Genomic DNA, 17,989 nt, shown 5'->3' with positions numbered 1-17,989 from the left:
TATAATGCGCCAGTAATCAGATTGAAGAACATGGGAGTTCTTGCTTGTGAAATTTGCATCAGTTGCGTTAGTTTTAAGTGTGTCATTGTCCGGTGTTGTTTCGGCGCAGGAAGAATCCGTGGCTGATGTCGCCGGTGTATCTGCTGATGATCAGCATGTTTCTGACCCCTGGGAGGGCTTCAACCGTGCGATGTTCTCTTTTAATGAAGGTCTGGACACCTATGCGCTTAAACCTCTGGCAAAAGGCTACCAGGCGGTTACACCGGATGTTGTTGAAACAGGCGTGAATAATTTCTTTGAGAACCTGTCTGACGTTGGCGGTACTCTGAACGCTCTGTTGCAGGGTAAGCCGGATGCGGCGGTAGAAAACTTTGCTCGGTTTGCTTTTAATACCACGATTGGTCTGGGCGGTATCTTTGATGTTGCTACTCCAATGGGGATTACCAAGCACGAAGAAGACTTCGGTCAGACACTGGCGGCCTGGGGTGCTGATTCCGGTCCTTATGTGGTGTTGCCATTATTTGGGCCTTCCACGGTGCGTGACGGCATTGGTCTGATTCCGGATGCGCTGGTTGATCCGGTAAATGAAGTTGATCATGTCAGAACGCGTAACTCACTGATTGGTTTGCGTATTATTGATACCCGTGCTCAGTTGTTTGCTGCTGAAGAGTTACTGACCGGGGATGATCGTTATGTGGCGGTACGGGATGCCTATTTGCAGCGTCGCGAGTTTCTGATCAACGACGGCGAAGCAGACGTTGATTACGATAATGATTTTTAAGAATTTCTAAGTTGATGCGTGCAGTTGAAGTTTAAGAGCTGCACGATAGCATTGAACATCCTGGGCGCGTTCGTGCCCAGTCCGGCCGTTTTGCGGCGTATTCATCAAACTGTGGCTGCTCGCTATAAGGATTCCGGATCATTTCCTGTAAAGCGTGCAGCATACTGAGATCTCCTTCGGTTGCTTTGTCTGATGCTTGCTGGGCGAGATAGTTTCTCAGTATGTATTTAGGGTTAACTGTGTTCATTTGCTTTGCCCGCTCATCGGGAGCAAGGTTTTCTTCCGCGCAGATTTTCTGATATTGGTTTAGCCAGTTTTTTAATGCCTGAATATAGCTATCATTGATTTGCGTTGATTCATAATAAGCGTTTTTCAGGGTGATGAGTTGCCCGTTAATATCCGTTTCGAGTGACGTATTTGCTAATACCCGATAAAAGATTGTCATATCTGTTTCAGCGGAAGTTAACAGTTTTTCAAGTGAATTAATCAGATTATCTTTGCTGTCACTAAATGATGTATTTAAACCGAGTTTTTGGCACATCATCTGGTAATAGGCGCTCTGGTATTTCCCAGAGTAGCTGTTAAGGATTTCTTCCAGCGGTTTAGCGTCCCCGATCAGTGGGTAGATGGCATTTGCCAGCTGATAGAGATTCCACAGTGATATTTGTGCCTGATTACCAAAACGGTAACGCCTGTTTTGGGCGTCAGTTGTGTTGGGTGTCCAGTCGGGATCATAGTTATCCAGCCAGCCATAAGGGCCGTAATCAATTGTCTGGCCAAGAACAGACATATTATCGGTATTCATCACCCCGTGAACAAAGCCTACCCGTTGCCAGTGAACGATCATGCTGAGGGTCAGGTCGCATACTTCGCTGAACCATTCCAGATAGGTGTCTTTACCCGGCTTGCCCAGATGTGGGAAGTCGTTTTTCAGGGTGTAGTCGGTGAATTGCTGCAGTAAAGCAATGTCGTTTCTGGATGAATACAGCTGAAAATGTCCGAAGCGGGTAAAGGACTCGGCTACACGGCATACGATGGCCCCGGGTTCCTGTTGGGGGTTGCCGTCATAGAACATATCCCGGGTTACCGATTCGCCCGTGAGGCAAAGGCTGAGTGCGCGGGTGGTGGGTATCCCAAGGTGGTGCATAGCTTCACTGCAGAGAAATTCCCGTACGGATGAGCGTAATACTGCAAGACCGTCAGCCCGTCTCGAATAGGGGGTCATGCCGGCGCCTTTCAGCTGGAGGGTGAAAAAGCCGTTTTCTGTCGAGGCTTCGCCGAGATTGATTGCTCTGCCGTCGCCCAGTTGTCCTGCCCAGTTACCAAACTGATGACCGCCATAGCAGCTGGCGTAGGGCTTCATACCGGGGAGCAGTTTATTGCCCGTGAGTATTTCAGAAAATGCTGAATCATTCAGTAAATCGCTGGTATCCCCGATGATGCCCAGGCTTTCCAGTACTTCTGAAGATAGTGCCAGGGTTTTTGGGGACTGTACCTGTGTGGGGTTTACATACGAAAAACAGGCTGATTCAACCTGACGACAGTAGTTCTCAGTAACGGGGTCTGCAGGTAGTTGTTCTGCAAACCGATTGCTGAATTTCAGGTTGGTCAGGGAAGTGTTCATGTTGATCGCCAGCGATTAAAAAACGGTCTGAGTATAGTGCTACAGACCGCTTTAATAATACCGGCGATGGGTAGGGCTTAGCGTTTAGAGTGAATGTACAGATAACGCTGCCACCAGTTATTGGCCTGTAACAGCTTGCGGATAATATCCTGTTCCAGGCGATCGCCATAATGGATTACCGGACAGCTCTGATCCAGTGATGGCAGTGCCAGTGTGAAGTTTTGCTTTTGTTGCAGATAAAAATCCTGATAGCTGGTGCCATCAATATCCTGCTCATGAATAACCGGAAAAACAGGCAACTGAGGGCAGAGAAGAAAAAGCAGTTGGCTCGCGGTTTTCGTTGCATTGGCGTCGTTTAAGACTGTGCTGGCAAATGTGTTTACCAGGCTGACGGTGATGTCCTGGCGCTCTGAGTGGGTTAAATCATCGTACTCGGCCCAGTCTTCCTGCAGGGAATCTTTAATGAATGCAGCAAGGGCGGGCTGGATTTCTTCGGGTGAATGCGTGGCTTTGCAGCAGTGTAACAGGACAGCCAGATCCGAATCTGAGATAAGAGGCTGTTCATCAGTCCAGTGATTACGTGCGGCTTTTTCCAGGCTTCCATAGGCAATCGATAATAATCCGTTGCCGCTGCTACGGGAGTCGGAGTCGCGGAGCGCCTGTTGCCAGTGGTGGGCTGCTATATCAAACGAGCTGTTCAGTTTCATAGTGGCTAAACACATCAGAGGTATAAAGATACTTTAATATAAAAATTGTGTTCCCGGTGGGTTAGCGCCAGTCTCTGCGTAAAAGTGGGGCCAATTGTTTACTGTGAAATGCATTTAAATGAGGGGGTCTCTGTGGGTCGGTGTGAAAACTGTTTAGAAAATAGAATGTTAGGTTTTATATTTCTTTTTGGAATAGATTATCGTTTTTTATTCTTTTGAAATATAAGCGGTCTGCGCCATACTGGTTCCATAGAAGTTACACAACTGGCTCCACTTGTTATATCAGGAGTCATAACCGAGAGGTAAAAGGTATGTTAGCGCACAGAGCAAGTCAGCCACAGGCAGTAAACGTAACCGCTGGTCATCAGAACAAGATCAGAATCGTACTGAAGCAGCCAAAGCAGACGATGTGTGTAATGCCGGTACAGGCTAAGCCGAAAAGCGAGCCTAAGCCTGCGTATGATTTTGTAGGCATTGCAGGATAAGTCTGATTCAATAAAAAAGCCCCGAATGATCGGGGCTTTTTTGTGTGTGTCAGATGTCAGTCATCTTCACGCTCGGCCAGTGGCACGATCAGCATAGGGATACGTGAATGGCTAAGTACTTTTTTGGCAACACTTCCCAGGAAGGTATGCAGCATACCTTTTTCATGTGTGCCCATTACAATCAGATCCACATCTAATTCTTTAGACGTCTTAATAATTGTTTCGGCAGGGTACGCTTCAACAATCTCAATAGATTTGATTTGCTTACGGACTTCAGCTTCATCCGGGTGTAAAGAGTCCCAGAAGTTGTCCTGGCGGGCATGGAGCTTGTCTGTCGCGTTATGAATACGTTCCTGCAGGAGGTCGTGGCGACTTTTAGAGTCCATTACGTAAGTTTGCAGCGTGATTTTTGCATCACTGGACAGCTTTTCGACAACGTGCAGAATATGGATTTCGGCACCGGTTTGCTTTGCCAGATAGGTTGCGTGCTCAAAGGCCGCAGTAGAACTCTTGGAAAGGTCTGTGCTGTAAAGAATCTTACGAACTTTAGGTAGCATGATGGTTCTTCCTGTTTATTGGCTATAACAGCCGGCAGTTGCTGCCGGCTGAGTATTTCTGACAGGCTGGCTAGTAGCCAAATGCCCGTGGCAGGAACAGTGCAATCTCAGGGAAGAAGGCGATGATGAATACCGCCAGGGTAGACATGGCTGCAAAAGGCAGTGCTTTTACAGTTACTTCTTCCAGTGAAATATTGGATATACCTGAGGCCACGAAAAGGTTCTCGCCCAGAGGAGGGGTGGAGAAGCCGATCGATAAGCTACATACCATTACGATACCGAAATGAATCGGATCGATACCCAGGTTATAGGTAACAGGTAGCAGTACTGGCGTCAGGATCATGATTGCTGCCAGGGTTTCCATGAACATGCCGACAAACAGCAGGAAGGCAATGATCATGAACCAGATGATATACAGGTTGTCTGTCAGGCTGAGCATGGATTCAGCAACAATAGCCGGAATCTGGTTTTCTACCAGCAGGCGGCCAAATACGGTTGCGGTAAACAGGATCAGAAGTACTCGTCCGGATAACCACGTAGTGGTCTCCAGTGAGCGGAACAGGTCCTGCCAGCTCAGTTCTTTGTGGATGAAGACACCAACAAAGAGGGTGTAGAAGATCGCTACAATCGCAGATTCAGTCGGCGTAAAGAAGCCTGAATAAATACCACCCAGAATTACCAGCGGTGCCATGATGGACCAGAAGCCGGTTTTGAATGCATCAGCAATGTGCGCAATATCCCAGCCGCCTTCAGTGCCCATGTAACCGGCTTTCTTACAGCGGAAGTAGTTCATGGTCAGGATGCATGCCGACATTACTACGCCCGGCAGGAAGCCTGCGATAAACAGTTTACTGATAGATACGCTCTGGAACTCACCGTGAACGGCGATTGCTTCAGGCGGAACGGTCAGACCGATCGCTGAGATACCGAAGATTACCATTGGAATAGATGGCGGAATAACGATACCCAGGCCGCCTGATGATGCAGTAATTGCAGATGCGTAGCCTTTATCGTAACCACGCTTAACCATCGCCGGTATCATTAGCATGCCTACCGCCGCAGTCGTTGCTGGGCCTGAACCGGAAATCGCACCGAAGAACATACATGCCAGAACCGCTGCCGCTGAGATGCCGCCGGTGACGGGGCCGGCAAAGCTTTCAGCCAGGTTTACCAGCCGTTTCGATATGCCTGCCGCTTCCATCAGGGCGCCGGCAAGAATGAACGACGGTAATGCCATCAGTGGGAAAGAGCCAACTGAGGTAAAGGCGATCTGAACAAACTTAATTGGGTTTTGATCGAGGTATAAAAATGACGCTAGCGCCGCCACACCGAGAGATACGGTTACGGGAGCGCCCATCACTAAAAGGACCAGAAATGATCCAAATAATATGAGTACTATTGAGGTTTCTGCCATGATCAGCTCCTGGGATTAAACGGCGCTTTTATTATTTTTATCGTCTTCGTCGATATCGTGATCGATCAGTTCATCAAGTTCCTGAGAATCAGGATCACGGATATCGATGCCTTTAACCAGCTTGTAGTAGTTAACCTGGATTATCCTGAATGTCATCAGGGAGAAGGCAATTGGCAGAATGACGTAAATATACTTCATTGGAACGCCCAGAGTCTGGGATTTCCAAAACAGGTTCATCTTATTGAAAACAAAATCATAAGACAGGTATACGAAGTAGGCATTGAAGCATATCCATATAACGTCGGTAATAAATTCCAGAATTGGTGGCAGGAATGCCGGCATCATTTTGTACTGGAAGGTTACACGGTTATGTGCTGCAAGTTTTGCTGCGTAGCTGGCGCCAAAAAATACGAACCAGACGAACATGTAAACGGAGAGCTCTTCGGTCCAGGAAAATGAATAACCAAAAAGCTGACGAGAAACGATCTGCATAAACAACAAAGAGACAAAAATTGTCAGCAATGTGCGGCAGATGTAACTCTCGATATTATCGAGAAAATGTATGAATTTGCTGCCCATGGGAGGTACTCCGGTATAAGTATATGCCCCGGATGGGGCATATACGTTAGTGAGAAATCTGAGGTTAGATAACCTTAGATTTCTTCACGTCCCAGAGAGCGTAGCAGGGCATTAACTTTCTCTTTGCCGCCAACACTTTCGTAGAACTTAGGCCATACAGCCATCTGAGCTTTCTTAGCCCATTCAGCTTCGTCCTGCAGGGAGTCGATTTGCATGCCGTACTTGTTAACCAGCTCGTCTTTGATGGTCACTTCTTTGTCTTTCAGCCACTGCAGGCTGTAAGCAGTTGCTTCCTGACCGGCTTCCAGAATAGCTTTCTGAGTCGCTTCGTCCTGGTCCTGATACAGAGATTCAGAAACAATCAGAGGCTCCAGCAGGAACAGGTAGTGCAAGTCAGTGATGTACTTCTGAACTTCGCCGAACTTCATCGCGTAAATAGTGGTGTAAGGAGTATCCTGACCATCTACAACGCCCTGCTGAAGAGCTGTGAAAGTTTCAGACCAAGCCATAGGAGTAGGGTTGTTACCCCAGGACTTGTAAGTATCAATCATGATTTCGTTTTTAGGAACACGTACAACTACGCCATCCAGGTCAGCCAGTTTCTGAATTGGCTTTTTAGAGTTACTCAGTACACGGAAACCTGAGTAAGTCCAGCCAACGATACGAACGCCGGCATCACGAATAGTGTTGTCAACCAGCTCAGCTCCGATTGGACCAGAAACAACGCTTACCGCCTGATCCAGGTTTTCGAAGATGTAAGGCAGAGATAAAATGCCCAGAGTTGGAGAGAAAGGACCGATGTTGTTACTTGCAACGATGGAAAAATCCAGTGTGCCCAGTGCTGCATCGTTTACTGTGTCCTGCTCGGAACCCAGCTGACCGTTCAGGAACAGCTTAGCGCTGTGGTCAGTCTTAGCTTCCAGACGTTCGATAAACTTCAGACCTAAAGCTTCTTGAGCACTTCCACCACCATCACCTACTGCGATGTTCCAGTTAGCAGCTAATGTGCTGGCAGAGAAAAGCAAGCCAGCCGTCAGGGATAGTACTGTAGTGATCTTATTCTTATGCTTCATAAGTAACTCCTGATTTTTGTTATTGCACTTGTTCTCAGACAAGTGTTGAGCCATGTGATCCGTTGCCGAATCGACTTAGAGCCAGTGAAATTAATACCACATGGGGGATTAATAACAACTTTCTGTAAGCCATCATCACTCGGCGAAACCTGGTTTTTATGTCTGATAACAAGGTGTCATCAGACATCAGAATCTCAATGTGACAATGTCATACATAGTTAACCCATGGATGTTTGTTTTTTAGGGCCAGCCGGGCAACCTATATGGGGCCAGTCCTGGTGTCACACCTTTCTTCTACTGCAAGAACGGGTTACCGGTTAATACTATAGCCTTGATTCCCAATGCAAAAAATTAAATTTCCCAATTTATTTTCTTAAGTTATTGATCATTCATGCCTATACGACTTCCGGGTGAAACCTCAGGGGACAAAAAAGTAAGGTTTTTGAGTGCTTTATTTCAGCGCATTGTTGTTTAAGTGAAAAATCGACAAGTTTATTCACCAGGCAGATTGTTTGTTATGATGTCTGCGATTAATGGTGAAAGGTCAGATATGAAACAGGGGCATAAAGACAATATGGAAAGCGAAAACCTGCGTATAGGTAAGCAAATAAGGGATTTGCGCAAAGCGAAGGGTATTACGCTGACGGCGATGGCAGAAAAAATAGACCGTTCGGTAGGCTACGTCAGTCAGGTAGAGCGGGGTGTATCAGCGTTACCGATTCCAGTATTACAGGCGATCAGTGAAATTCTCGATGTGCAGATAAGCTGGTTCTTTCATGCCGACCGGGAAGCGCCTGTTGAAGAGCTGGATCACATCGTACGTCAGCATAACCGTCGCAGTCTGAATTTTGCCGGTACCGGCATGCGGGAAGAATTATTATCCCCGACACTCAGTGGCCAGCTGCAGATGGTGCTTTCGACTTTAGAACCAGGATCCGGTCGTCAGGGATCCCGCCGCCGTAAGAGTGAAGAGGCGGGATTTGTGCTTTCTGGTCATCTGGAGCTGGGAATCGGTGAAAAAGTATTCCACCTTGGTACCGGAGATAGCTTTGCTCTGACCGGTGATGAGCCTCACTGGCTGAGAAATCTCTCCGATGATGAAGACGTTGTTATTGTCTGGACATTAGCAGGAGCCAACTACTGATCTGTCAGGGAAACTGCAACAGTTTCTCTTTTCCCCTTCTTTTATTTATTCCACTGTTGATGCTCTCCGGTATACAGGCAATCTGTGTACCGGCCCGTTTACTGAAAAATTCTTCTTACTGTTTCCGGATCGCACCTGTCTGTAAGCCTGTTACCGGGCCTTTGCAGTGAGGGAACATCATCTGCCTGTCTGCTTCTATATATAGCCATTGCCGGTTATTTGTTTCCTGTAACGTTTCATATTCAGTGCTTGTTTTTCTTTAAGTTTCTCTGAGAGTGTAATTTATCCTTAATAAATTCTTTGACATAAAAAAATGCCGCGTGTATATATATAAATGAAATTTTAATAAATAATTTCATTTTACTTTGGTTTCTACCATCGTGATGTGAAAACGGTCTTGATGAGGTTGTGATGAAGATACTGGTCGCGATAAAGCGGGTTGTTGATGCGAACGTAAAGGTTCGCGTGAAGCCGGATAACTCTGCAGTTGATCTAAGCAATGTAAAGATGGCGGTTAATCCATTTTGTGAGATCGCGATCGAAGAAGCTGTCCGTCTTAAAGAAAAAGGTATCGCCACTGAAGTGATCGTGGTGAGCGCCGGTACCAAAGATTGTCAGGAGCAGTTACGTACGGGGCTGGCATTAGGTGCTGACCGTGCTCTGCAAATTGAGACGGATGCCGATGTTGAGCCGCTGGCGATTGCCAAGCTGCTGGCGGCACTGGTTGAAAAAGAGCAGCCAGGCATTGTCATGATGGGTAAACAGTCCATCGATGGTGAAAACAATCAGACAGGTCAGATGCTGGCAGCATTAACCAATATGACGCAGGGTACTTTCGCATCGGAAGTTGAAGTTGCCGGTGAAGAGTTACTGGTTACCCGCGAAGTGGACGGCGGCCTGCAGAAAATCGGCCTGAAGTTACCGACTGTTGTCACCACGGACCTGCGCCTGAACGAACCCCGTTATGCGTCCCTGCCCAATATTATGAAGGCTAAGCGTAAGCCGCTGGAAACCATCACGCCGGAAGATCTGGGTGTGGATGTGGCTCCGCGTCTGAAAACGCTGGAAGTCACCATGCCTGAAGAACGTCAGGCGGGTATTAAAGTTGCCAATGTAAGTGAACTGGTTGAGAAGTTAACCGCTGAAGCAGGAGTACTGTAATGACGATTCTGGTAATTGCTGAACACGATAACCAACAGCTGAATGTTGCCACCCTGAACAGTGTGCGTGCTGCGGAAGAACTTAAACAGGCGGGCGCCGGTGATCTGCACCTGCTGGTAGCGGGCAGCGACTGTGCAGCGGTAAGCGCGCAGGCAGCGGCAGTAGCCGGTGCTGATAAAGTGCTGGTGATGGATTCTTCGGCGCTGGCGCAGCAGCTGGCTGAAAACCTGGCTCCTGCAGTGGTTGCCCTGACAAAAGATGCTGGCTACTCCCACATCATTGCTGCCTCAAGCACTTCGGCGAAGAATGTTCTGCCGCGCATTGCAGCATTGCTGGATGTTGCTCAGGTATCAGACATTATAGAAGTCTGCAGTGCTGATACGTTTGTCCGGCCTATTTATGCCGGTAACGCGCTGGCGAAAGTACAGAGCAGTGATGCAGTCAAAGTTATATCCGTGCGGACCACCGCGTTTGAGGCGGTAGCTGCTGACGGTGGTCAGGCTGAAGTACAGACGCTGGAACAGGTTGCTGATCAGGGTGTGTCCCGTTTCATCGGTGAAGAAAAGAGCAACTCTGAGCGCCCTGAGCTGGCGTCTGCCCGGGTCATTATTTCCGGTGGCCGCGGCATGCAAAGTGGCGATAACTTCCCGTTACTGGAAAAGGTTGCCGATAAAATCGGTGCAGCCGTGGGTGCATCCCGTGCGGCGGTTGATGCCGGCTTTGTATCCAATGATTATCAGGTTGGCCAGACCGGCAAGATCGTCGCACCGGAACTGTATATCGCTGTTGGTATTTCCGGCGCAATTCAGCACCTGGCGGGCATGAAAGACTCAAAAGTCATCGTTGCTATTAATAAGGACGATGAAGCACCTATCTTTAATGTGGCTGACTACGGCCTGGTAGCGGATCTTTTTGAGGCCCTGCCAGAGCTGGAACAACAGGTTTAACGTTTTCTCTAAAGCACTGCTTAGCCTGCAGCTCTGCTGCAGGCATTTTTTTTCAGTGCTCATAATAAAAGTCTCTGCAGTCTGTAACTGACAGAGCGTAACAAGAATGTGCAGTTACAGCCTGACAGGCTGTTGGAGAATCATATGACAAAGCAATTACCCTCATCTGCCCGTGTCGTCATCGTTGGCGGCGGCGTAATCGGTTGTAGCGTAGCTTATCACCTGACCAAGCTGGGTATTACCGATGTAGTCCTGCTGGAGCGTAAGCAACTGACCTGTGGTACCACCTGGCATGCTGCCGGCTTAGTACCAACATTGCGTGCGACCTATAATATGTCGATGCTGGCCAATTACAGTGCCAGCCTCTATGACACGCTTCAGGCTGAAACAGGGCAGGCCACCGGCTTTGTCCGTAATGGCTCGCTGACTATCGCGACGAACAAAGAGCGTCTGTCTGAACTCAAGCGCGGTGCATCAATGGCGAAAGTTGCCGGCTTCCCGTGCGACGTGATCAATCCGGAACAGGCCCGTGACCTGTGGCCATTGCTGAACATTGATGACGTACTGGGTGCGATTCACCTGCCGATGGACGGTATGGCAAGCCCGGTTGATGTTACCCAGGCGCTGGCAAAAGGTGCCCGTATGGGCGGTGCGCAGATCATTGAAGGCGTAAAAGTGCTGGATATGAAGATCCGTGACGGTAAAGCTGCCGGTGTTATCACCGAGCAGGGCGATATCGATGCCGAATACGTAGTTAACTGTGCCGGTATGTGGGCCCGTGAGTTCGGTAAGAAAGCCGGCGTAAACGTGCCGCTGCACGGTGCGGAACACTTCTACGTCGTCACTGAAAACATGCCGAATCTGGATCATGGTCTGCCTACCCTGCGGGACATGGACGGTTACTGCTACTACAAAGAAGATGCCGGCAAACTGCTGGTCGGTATGTTTGAGCCAGGCGCTAAGCCATGGGGTCAGGACGGTATTCCTGAAGACTTCTGCTTTGATGAGCTGCCGGAAGATTTTGAACACCTGGAGCCTTATCTGGAAGCAGCAATGCACCGTGTACCTGAACTGGAAAAAACCGGCCTGCAGGTATTCTTCAACGGCCCTGAGTCGTTCACACCGGATGACCGTTACCACCTGGGTGAAGCACCTGAACTGCGTAACTACTTTGTCGCAGCCGGTTTCAACTCGGTAGGTATTCAGTCCGCCGGTGGTGCCGGTAAGATGCTGGCCGAGTGGATTGATAAAGGCCATGCACCACGGGATCTGTGGGATGTGGATATCCGCCGTAATATGCCTTTCCAGGGCACGCAGAAATATCTGCAGGAACGGACCACTGAAACCCTAGGCTTGTTGTATGAAACCCACTACCCGTTCAAGCAATTCAAAACCTCCCGCGGCGTGCGTCGCTCAGTGCTGCACGATCAGCTAAAAGCACAGGGCGCAGTATTCGGTTCAGAGAATGGCTGGGAGCGCGCTAACTGGTTCGCCAATGAAGGTCAGGAAGCTGAGTATGAATACTCCTTTGGCCGTCAGAACTGGTTTGACAACAACCGCGCTGAACATGAAGCCGTCCGTAACGCAGTAGGGGTTATCGATCAGAGCTCATTCTGTAAGTATCAGGTTGAAGGCCCGGATGCGGTGAGCTACCTGAACCGTATCTGTTCTAACAACATTGATGTTGCTGTCGGCCGTATGGTGTATACCCAGTGGCTGAACGAACGCGGTGGTATTGAGGCGGACGTAACCGTTACCCGTCTGGCGGAAGACCGCTTCCTGGTGGTATCAGGGGTTGCCTGTCAGAACCGTGACATGGCCTGGTTGCGCCGTAACAAGCCGGCGGATGCCATGGTGTTCTTCACCGATATGACTTCTGCGATGGCTGTTGTTACTGTAATGGGGCCGAAGTCCCGGGAAACCCTGAGCAAGCTGACCCGTGAAGATATGTCTGATGCGGCCTTCCCGTTTGCAACCTCTAAAGAGATTGAGCTGGGTTATGCGGTGGTTCGTGCTTCCCGTATTACCTATGTTGGTGAGCTGGGTTGGGAGCTGTATATCCCGACTGAGTTCGCGCCAAGTGTTTACGATCTGGTCAATGAAGCGGGTGAAGAGTTTGGTATCCGTCCTTACGGTTATCACACTATGAACTCTCTGCGGATGGAGAAGTGCTACCGTCACTGGGGTCACGACATCACCGACGAAGACACCGCGCTGGAAGCCGGCCTGGGCTTTGCATCTGACTTTAATAAAGAAGGCGGATTCATCGGTAAGGAAGCCTTGCTGGCACAGAAAGAGGCCGGGCCTCTGACACGTCGCTTCGTCGCCTTCCTGTTTGAGAATCCTGAGCCGCTTTGCTACCACGAAGAGCCGATCATTGCCGACGGTAAGATTGTTGGCCGTACTACCGCAGGTATGTTCTGCCACTCGCTGGGTGCAACTGTTGCGATGGGTTACATCGAAAACGATGCCGGGGTCACCAAAGACTGGCTGGACAGTGCGGCGTTTGAGATCGAAGTTGAATGTGAACGTTACAGGGTGAAACCGTCACTGCGCTCATTCTTTGATCCGGCGATGGAAAAAATTAAGTGCTGATGAACAGTATTTAATGAGGGTTTGAGGCAACCTGTGACTTAATTGCCGGATCAGAGAGGTATGCTCTGGTCTGGTCGTGCCCTAAAATTAAGTCGCACGGTTGCTTCTTTTACGCTGCTCATGCAGGATAGCCCCCAGCCAGGTTATACAAAAGTAGCTGTTCAAAAGTATAGTTATGACGATCTTCTGCTCAGGTGACTGGGACAGGAGATTTTTTTGGTGCGAATGTCAGGTTCGGCATGATTACCGGCAAGGTATTGTGGGTGGCAGAGTAAAAAGGGCAGGGTGCAGCAGACGCCGGACGGGTGCTGCCGCTACGGTCTGTATCTTTAATCAAATACAGGTCGCTTTTGGCAAATTATTGCTGAAGTATTGTCCTGATAATACCGCTCTGATGACCGGCTTTTCTGTCAGCGCTTGCTACAGATCATGCCAGTGTTTACCACTGCCCAATTTCCGGGTTTTCTTGTCGATAAGCGCTTGAACCTGACAGTGGTAGCTATATCATAACGGCTGTTTTGTCGCGTCGCAGATTGCTTTGCTGGCGGGCGTAAACCAAGGCTAATTTAGCTCCCGGATATATCAGTTCCCTAGATAGCAGTTGTGCTGCCGGGAATGCAGATGTGTCGGGTCGATACAGGATTACGATAGGTAAATTATGAGCAATATCATTGACGGCAACGCGTATGCTACTAATCTTCGTCAAACAATGGCGGGTGAAGTTGCTGAGCTTCAGCAAAAAGCCGGTAAGGCACCAGGCTTAACCGTTATCCTGGTAGGTGAAGATCCTGCTAGCCAGGTTTATGTTCGCAAGAAAGGCGAACAGGCAAAAGAAGTAGGTTTCGTCTCTACTGAGCACCGTTTGCCTGCAACCACTTCTCAGGAAGAACTGCTGGCGCTGGTTGATCAGCTGAACAATGACAACGATGTACACGGTATTCTGTGTCAGTTGCCACTGCCATCTCAGATCGACGAAAAAACCGTACTGAACGCGATCGATCCTGACAAAGACGTTGACGGTTTCCACCCGGTAAACGTTGGCCGTCTGTCTATCGGCGAAGAAAGCCTGCTGCCATGTACACCGCACGGCAGTGTTCACCTGATTAAACACGCACTGGGTGACAACCTGTCCGGTAAGAACGCTGTTGTAATCGGCCGTTCTAACATCGTGGGTAAGCCAATGGCGGCACTGCTGCTGGCTGAAAGCTGCACTGTGACTATCGTTCACTCCCGCACTCAGAACATCGAAGAAATCTGCCGTCAGGCGGACATCGTTGTAGCGGCTGTTGGTCGTCCTGAAATGGTTAACGCTGACTGGATCAAAGAGGGTGCATGCGTAATTGACGTAGGTATCAACCGTATCCAGCGCGACGGTAAGAACAAGCTGGTGGGTGATGTTGACTTCGCCAGCGCCTCTGAAAAAGCGGCTCACATTACACCTGTGCCGGGTGGTGTTGGTCCGATGACTATCGCGATGCTGCTGCTGAACACTCTGACTGCATTTAAGCGTCTGGAAAATCTGAACTAAGATTTTCTGTCATAAAAAAACCGGCCATGAGCCGGTTTTTTTGTGTCTGATGTCAGGCGCCGGGTAACGGATTATTCCCCCTGACAGCCTGTAAACGGTTCAGCAACCACTGGCCGGCGGAGCCAAGCGCTTTATGTTCTGTCCAGATCACATCAATTCCCTGAAAGACATCCACCTGCTGGTAAGCCAGCTGTAAGACCCTCAGCTCCCCATTACTGTGTTTTTCACGAATGACTGACTCATGCAGGAATGCCCAGCCAAGACCTGCACACACGGCTTCCAGCATGACGTGCGGGCTTTCAAAACGCCACAGGTCCGGGCTGAGCAAGTGACGGTCGTGGCTGCGGTCGTCAGGATTCCGGTTACTGGCCAGCAGTTGGCGGTGTTGTCGCAGCTGCTGATGGCTGACCGGTTGCTGTGCAACCAGGGGATGATCCGGGTGGCACACCGGTAATAAGCGGGCATAGCCGATACCGCTGAAGCGAAACCCCTTGGGATAGATTTCCTGCTCCATCATCAGGCCGATATCTGCCCGGCCGGAACGGATCAGTTCGGCCGCATCGCTGCTGCCCGGGTCCAGCAATTCCAGTGTGACATACGGGTATTTCTGTTCGAACTCCCTGAGGACTTCCAGCAGGGGCAGGTCCCAGACGCTCTGGGCAATGGCCAGACAGATCTCGGTTTCATTGGCTCCGTTCAGGGACGTCGCCTGGGCAATGAATTCCTGCCGGGTCTGTTGTAAGGCGTGCGCTTTACGTAGCAGGACTTTTCCCGCCGGGGTGAGGCTTGGGCTGCGGGCGCTGCGGTCAAACAGTTCTATGCCAAGATCAATCTCAAGATTCTGAATGGCATGGCTAACGGCTGACTGTGCTTTATTAAGGCTGCGGGCTGCCGCAGAAAATGAGCCGTGTTCGGCGGCGGCGATAAAGGCGGTGATCTGATCAGTGCTGAGCATTTAGCTACCTATCTAAAATATAGATACTAAGTAACTTTATTCCATCTGAATGATGATTAGAATAGCCAGCATATTATAAATTTTGATGTTGGTATGGAGAGCAGTGGAGATGGCGACAGAGATTGTTATCCGGAATAAATGGGACAGAATTCGTTATACCGTTATCTTTGAGATATTGTTAATCAGCACCATTACTCCGGCACTGAGTTATGCTCTGGATAAAGAGCTGCTGGAAATGGGAGCGTTATCGCTGATTCTCAGCGCTAAAGCGATGGTAATCAATCTGGCGTTTAATTATGTCTATGACCGGGTTGATGTTGCGTTTGGCAGGGTACCGACTGAACGGAGTTTTGTAGGCAGAATTATTCATGCCCTGAGTTTTGAGTTTACCCTGACGGCCACATCGTTGCCGATTATCATGTGGTGGTTAGGTTTCGGTCTCTGGCAGGCACTGCTGATGGACATTGCCGTGATGGCCAGTGTCGTGCTGATGACCTTTATGTATACCTGGGTTTATGATCGGATATTTCCGGTTGCTCAGCCCGACGCCGTGGTTTGAATGTTTGTTTTCCAGGGAATGAAAACAATTCTTAAAAGTTGTTGATAATCATTATCGTTAATGTATCATTGCTCTGCCTCGTAAGTGGTCAGCAACACTTCCTCACCTCACCGAAGGGTTGCTGCGGAAAAGAGTCTGATTTGGCCAGACGCTTTTCATTTTACGAACTATGCCTGCATCGTATTTGGCGCGATCCAGGCAATAGGCTCTTGTCATAAGTATTTTTACCGGGTGCTTGCACCCGGTTTTTTTTCGTCTGAAATCAGCGTTACACATTCCGGATGTATGTTTCTTTGTGATTTAACGGCAATTCACTTCTGCGGGAGGGGCTGATGTTGCAGTGTTTTCAGAGAAGGTAGAGCTTGAAATGAGATAAATTATCAAAAGTTGTTGATAATCATTATCAGTAATGTATTATTGCTCTGGCTCGTAAGTGGTTGGCAACACTTCCTCACCTCACCGAAGGGTTGCTACGGGAAAGGGCCTGATTTGGCCAGGCCCTTTTCATTTTACGATCAATTGCTGAAATCGTATTTGGCGCGATCCAGGCAATAGGCTCTTGTCATAAGTATTTTTACCGGGTGCTTGCACCCGGTTTTTTTTCGCCTGAATTCAGTGATTCAGTGCGCTGACTACGTTTGTTCGCTAACTACTTCAGAAATGATTTCACCCAACAGCTGACAGTCTTCTTCACTGAAGGTAAGCGGGATACGCATATCCAGCAGTTTACTCAGGATCTGTTCGGTTTTGGGTAGCTGAGGCATATCTTTAATGTAGCGCCAGCTGTCATACCGGCTGGTGTAATCTTTAGGATCTGCATCACCAAACCACTTCAGTACGACACCACGTCTGGCGCACTCCGTAACCACTTCCAAAATCTGCGCTTCTGAGAAGTCCGGTAGCGAGAACTGGATGGAGCTGGCAACAAAATCTTCTGCTGCGGGACGGGCCGGAATGTGAATACCGGGACAGGCGTTAAACAGGGTTTCAAGCAGACGGTAGCGTGCATTCCAACGTTGACACTGAGTATCCAGATCAGCCAGTTGCGGACGCAGGATAGCGGCGCGAAGGTTATCCATCCGACCGCTGTAGTTGGGTGTTTCAAAGCGAATGTCTGCAAAGGCTTCCTTTGGCGGCGCAGCAAAGTGGCGTTCAAACAGCATGTATGAGCCGGAGTGCATGATGGCACGGGCCATAATCTCCGGGTGACGGGTTGTCAGGAAGCCGCCTTCACCGGAGTTGATGTGCTTATAGGTCTGGGTACTGAAACAGGCAACATCACCGAAGGTGCCGCTTTTCTGACCGTTCCAGCTGGCGCCCATGGTATGTGCACAGTCTTCAATCAGGAACAGACCGTACTTTTCACAGATCTCCATGATGCGGTCCATGTCTGCCAAATGACCGCGCATGTGCGAGAGCATGAAAAATTTCGCGCCACTGCTGGCGGCTTTGGCATCCAGATCATCAAGATCAATGCAATAATCATCAGCAACATCCACCAGAACAGGTTCTGCACCGCTATTATGAATAGCGCCGGGAACCGGTGCCAGCGTGAAGGCATTACAGAGTACTTTGTCACCTGTTTTGACGCCCGCTGCACGCATTGCAACGTGCAGGGCATAGCCGCCGGAAGAACAGGCCAGACAATAAGGCACGCCCATGTATCCGGCATATTCAATTTCCAGCAGATCAGTTTCACTGCGTTCATCCGGCAGTGTGTTATAGCGGTGTAAACGGCCTGATTGCATAACGCTGTTTGCCGCTGCGATACCTGCTTCCGGGATTGCTTCCTGCTGGGTAAAGGATTTACTGAAAGTCTTCATAATTAATATCCTGAAATTACAAAGCCCTGCAGGGCAGGGCTGGAAATATAACGGTTA

16 protein-coding genes are annotated in these 17,989 nt (G+C 49.3%); 8 read left to right on the top strand and 8 right to left on the bottom strand.

Annotated features, from left to right (window positions below):
• The first annotated feature begins 46 nt into the window (after nt 1-46).
• Nucleotides 47-781, top strand: a complete 735-nt coding sequence (locus PCI15_RS16020; protein WP_271270940.1) for an MlaA family lipoprotein — start codon at nt 47-49, stop codon at nt 779-781.
• Nucleotides 782-812: 31 nt separating this feature from the next.
• Here the strand turns inward: PCI15_RS16020 and PCI15_RS16015 are convergent, their stop codons facing one another.
• Nucleotides 813-2,405 (bottom strand): protein adenylyltransferase SelO, encoded by a 1,593-nt coding sequence (locus PCI15_RS16015; protein WP_271270939.1) that lies wholly within the window; start codon nt 2,403-2,405, stop codon nt 813-815.
• Between the two features lie 77 nt (nt 2,406-2,482).
• On the bottom strand, nt 2,483-3,112 hold the full coding sequence (locus PCI15_RS16010; protein ID WP_271270938.1) for a hypothetical protein: 630 nt from the start codon (nt 3,110-3,112) through the stop codon (nt 2,483-2,485).
• A 311-nt stretch (nt 3,113-3,423) separates the two neighbouring features.
• On the opposite strand from PCI15_RS16010, the gene PCI15_RS16005 reads away from it, so the two are divergent.
• Nucleotides 3,424-3,597 (top strand): hypothetical protein, encoded by a 174-nt coding sequence (locus PCI15_RS16005; RefSeq protein WP_271270937.1) that lies wholly within the window; start codon nt 3,424-3,426, stop codon nt 3,595-3,597.
• Between the two features lie 56 nt (nt 3,598-3,653).
• On the opposite strand, the gene PCI15_RS16000 is transcribed toward PCI15_RS16005, so the two are convergent.
• From PCI15_RS16000 to PCI15_RS15985, 4 genes are all read right to left on the bottom strand, one after another.
• Nucleotides 3,654-4,154 carry a universal stress protein gene (locus PCI15_RS16000; RefSeq protein ID WP_271270936.1) on the bottom strand — a complete coding sequence of 167 codons (501 nt, stop codon included), beginning with the start codon at nt 4,152-4,154 and terminating at the stop codon, nt 3,654-3,656.
• Nucleotides 4,155-4,224: 70 nt separating this feature from the next.
• Nucleotides 4,225-5,568, bottom strand: a complete 1,344-nt coding sequence (locus PCI15_RS15995) for a TRAP transporter large permease (protein ID WP_271270935.1) — start codon at nt 5,566-5,568, stop codon at nt 4,225-4,227.
• A 15-nt stretch (nt 5,569-5,583) separates the two neighbouring features.
• Nucleotides 5,584-6,147, bottom strand: a complete 564-nt coding sequence (locus tag PCI15_RS15990; protein ID WP_271270934.1) for a TRAP transporter small permease — start codon at nt 6,145-6,147, stop codon at nt 5,584-5,586.
• A 74-nt stretch (nt 6,148-6,221) separates the two neighbouring features.
• Nucleotides 6,222-7,220, bottom strand: a complete 999-nt coding sequence (locus tag PCI15_RS15985) for a TRAP transporter substrate-binding protein (protein ID WP_271270933.1) — start codon at nt 7,218-7,220, stop codon at nt 6,222-6,224.
• Nucleotides 7,221-7,770: 550 nt separating this feature from the next.
• Between PCI15_RS15985 and PCI15_RS15980 the strand changes: the two genes are divergently transcribed.
• From PCI15_RS15980 to folD, 5 genes are all read left to right on the top strand, one after another.
• Entirely contained in the window at nt 7,771-8,364 is a 594-nt protein-coding gene (locus PCI15_RS15980; RefSeq protein WP_271270932.1) for a helix-turn-helix domain-containing protein, read from the top strand.
• 411 nt (nt 8,365-8,775) lie between these two features.
• Nucleotides 8,776-9,525, top strand: coding sequence for an electron transfer flavoprotein subunit beta/FixA family protein (locus PCI15_RS15975; RefSeq protein WP_271270931.1), 750 nt, complete (start codon nt 8,776-8,778; stop codon nt 9,523-9,525).
• The gene (locus tag PCI15_RS15970) at nt 9,525-10,472 is read left to right on the top strand and encodes an electron transfer flavoprotein subunit alpha/FixB family protein (RefSeq protein ID WP_271270930.1); all 948 of its coding nucleotides are present in this window, start codon (nt 9,525-9,527) and stop codon (nt 10,470-10,472) included. The genes PCI15_RS15975 and PCI15_RS15970 overlap by 1 nt, the downstream gene beginning before the upstream one ends.
• A gap of 144 nt (nt 10,473-10,616) precedes the next feature.
• Entirely contained in the window at nt 10,617-13,067 is a 2,451-nt protein-coding gene (locus PCI15_RS15965) for a GcvT family protein (RefSeq protein ID WP_271270929.1), read from the top strand.
• Between the two features lie 658 nt (nt 13,068-13,725).
• Complete coding sequence (gene folD, locus PCI15_RS15960; RefSeq protein WP_271270928.1) at nt 13,726-14,595, top strand: bifunctional methylenetetrahydrofolate dehydrogenase/methenyltetrahydrofolate cyclohydrolase FolD; 870 nt, start codon at nt 13,726-13,728, stop codon at nt 14,593-14,595.
• A 52-nt stretch (nt 14,596-14,647) separates the two neighbouring features.
• Here folD and PCI15_RS15955 read toward each other — a convergent pair whose 3' ends face one another.
• Complete coding sequence (locus tag PCI15_RS15955) at nt 14,648-15,550, bottom strand: LysR family transcriptional regulator (RefSeq protein ID WP_271270927.1); 903 nt, start codon at nt 15,548-15,550, stop codon at nt 14,648-14,650.
• 109 nt (nt 15,551-15,659) lie between these two features.
• On the opposite strand from PCI15_RS15955, the gene PCI15_RS15950 reads away from it, so the two are divergent.
• Nucleotides 15,660-16,109, top strand: a complete 450-nt coding sequence (locus PCI15_RS15950) for a PACE efflux transporter (protein WP_271270926.1) — start codon at nt 15,660-15,662, stop codon at nt 16,107-16,109.
• 632 nt (nt 16,110-16,741) lie between these two features.
• Here the strand turns inward: PCI15_RS15950 and PCI15_RS15945 are convergent.
• Entirely contained in the window at nt 16,742-17,932 is a 1,191-nt protein-coding gene (locus tag PCI15_RS15945) for a DegT/DnrJ/EryC1/StrS family aminotransferase (RefSeq protein WP_271270925.1), read from the bottom strand.
• Between the last annotated feature and the right edge of the window lie 57 nt (nt 17,933-17,989).

This window comes from Aliamphritea hakodatensis, assembly GCF_024347195.1.
Taxonomy (GTDB): domain Bacteria; phylum Pseudomonadota; class Gammaproteobacteria; order Pseudomonadales; family Balneatricaceae; genus Amphritea; species Amphritea hakodatensis.
Note: the sequence above shows the minus strand (reverse complement) of the source record. Positions and strands in the feature narration are given on the sequence as shown.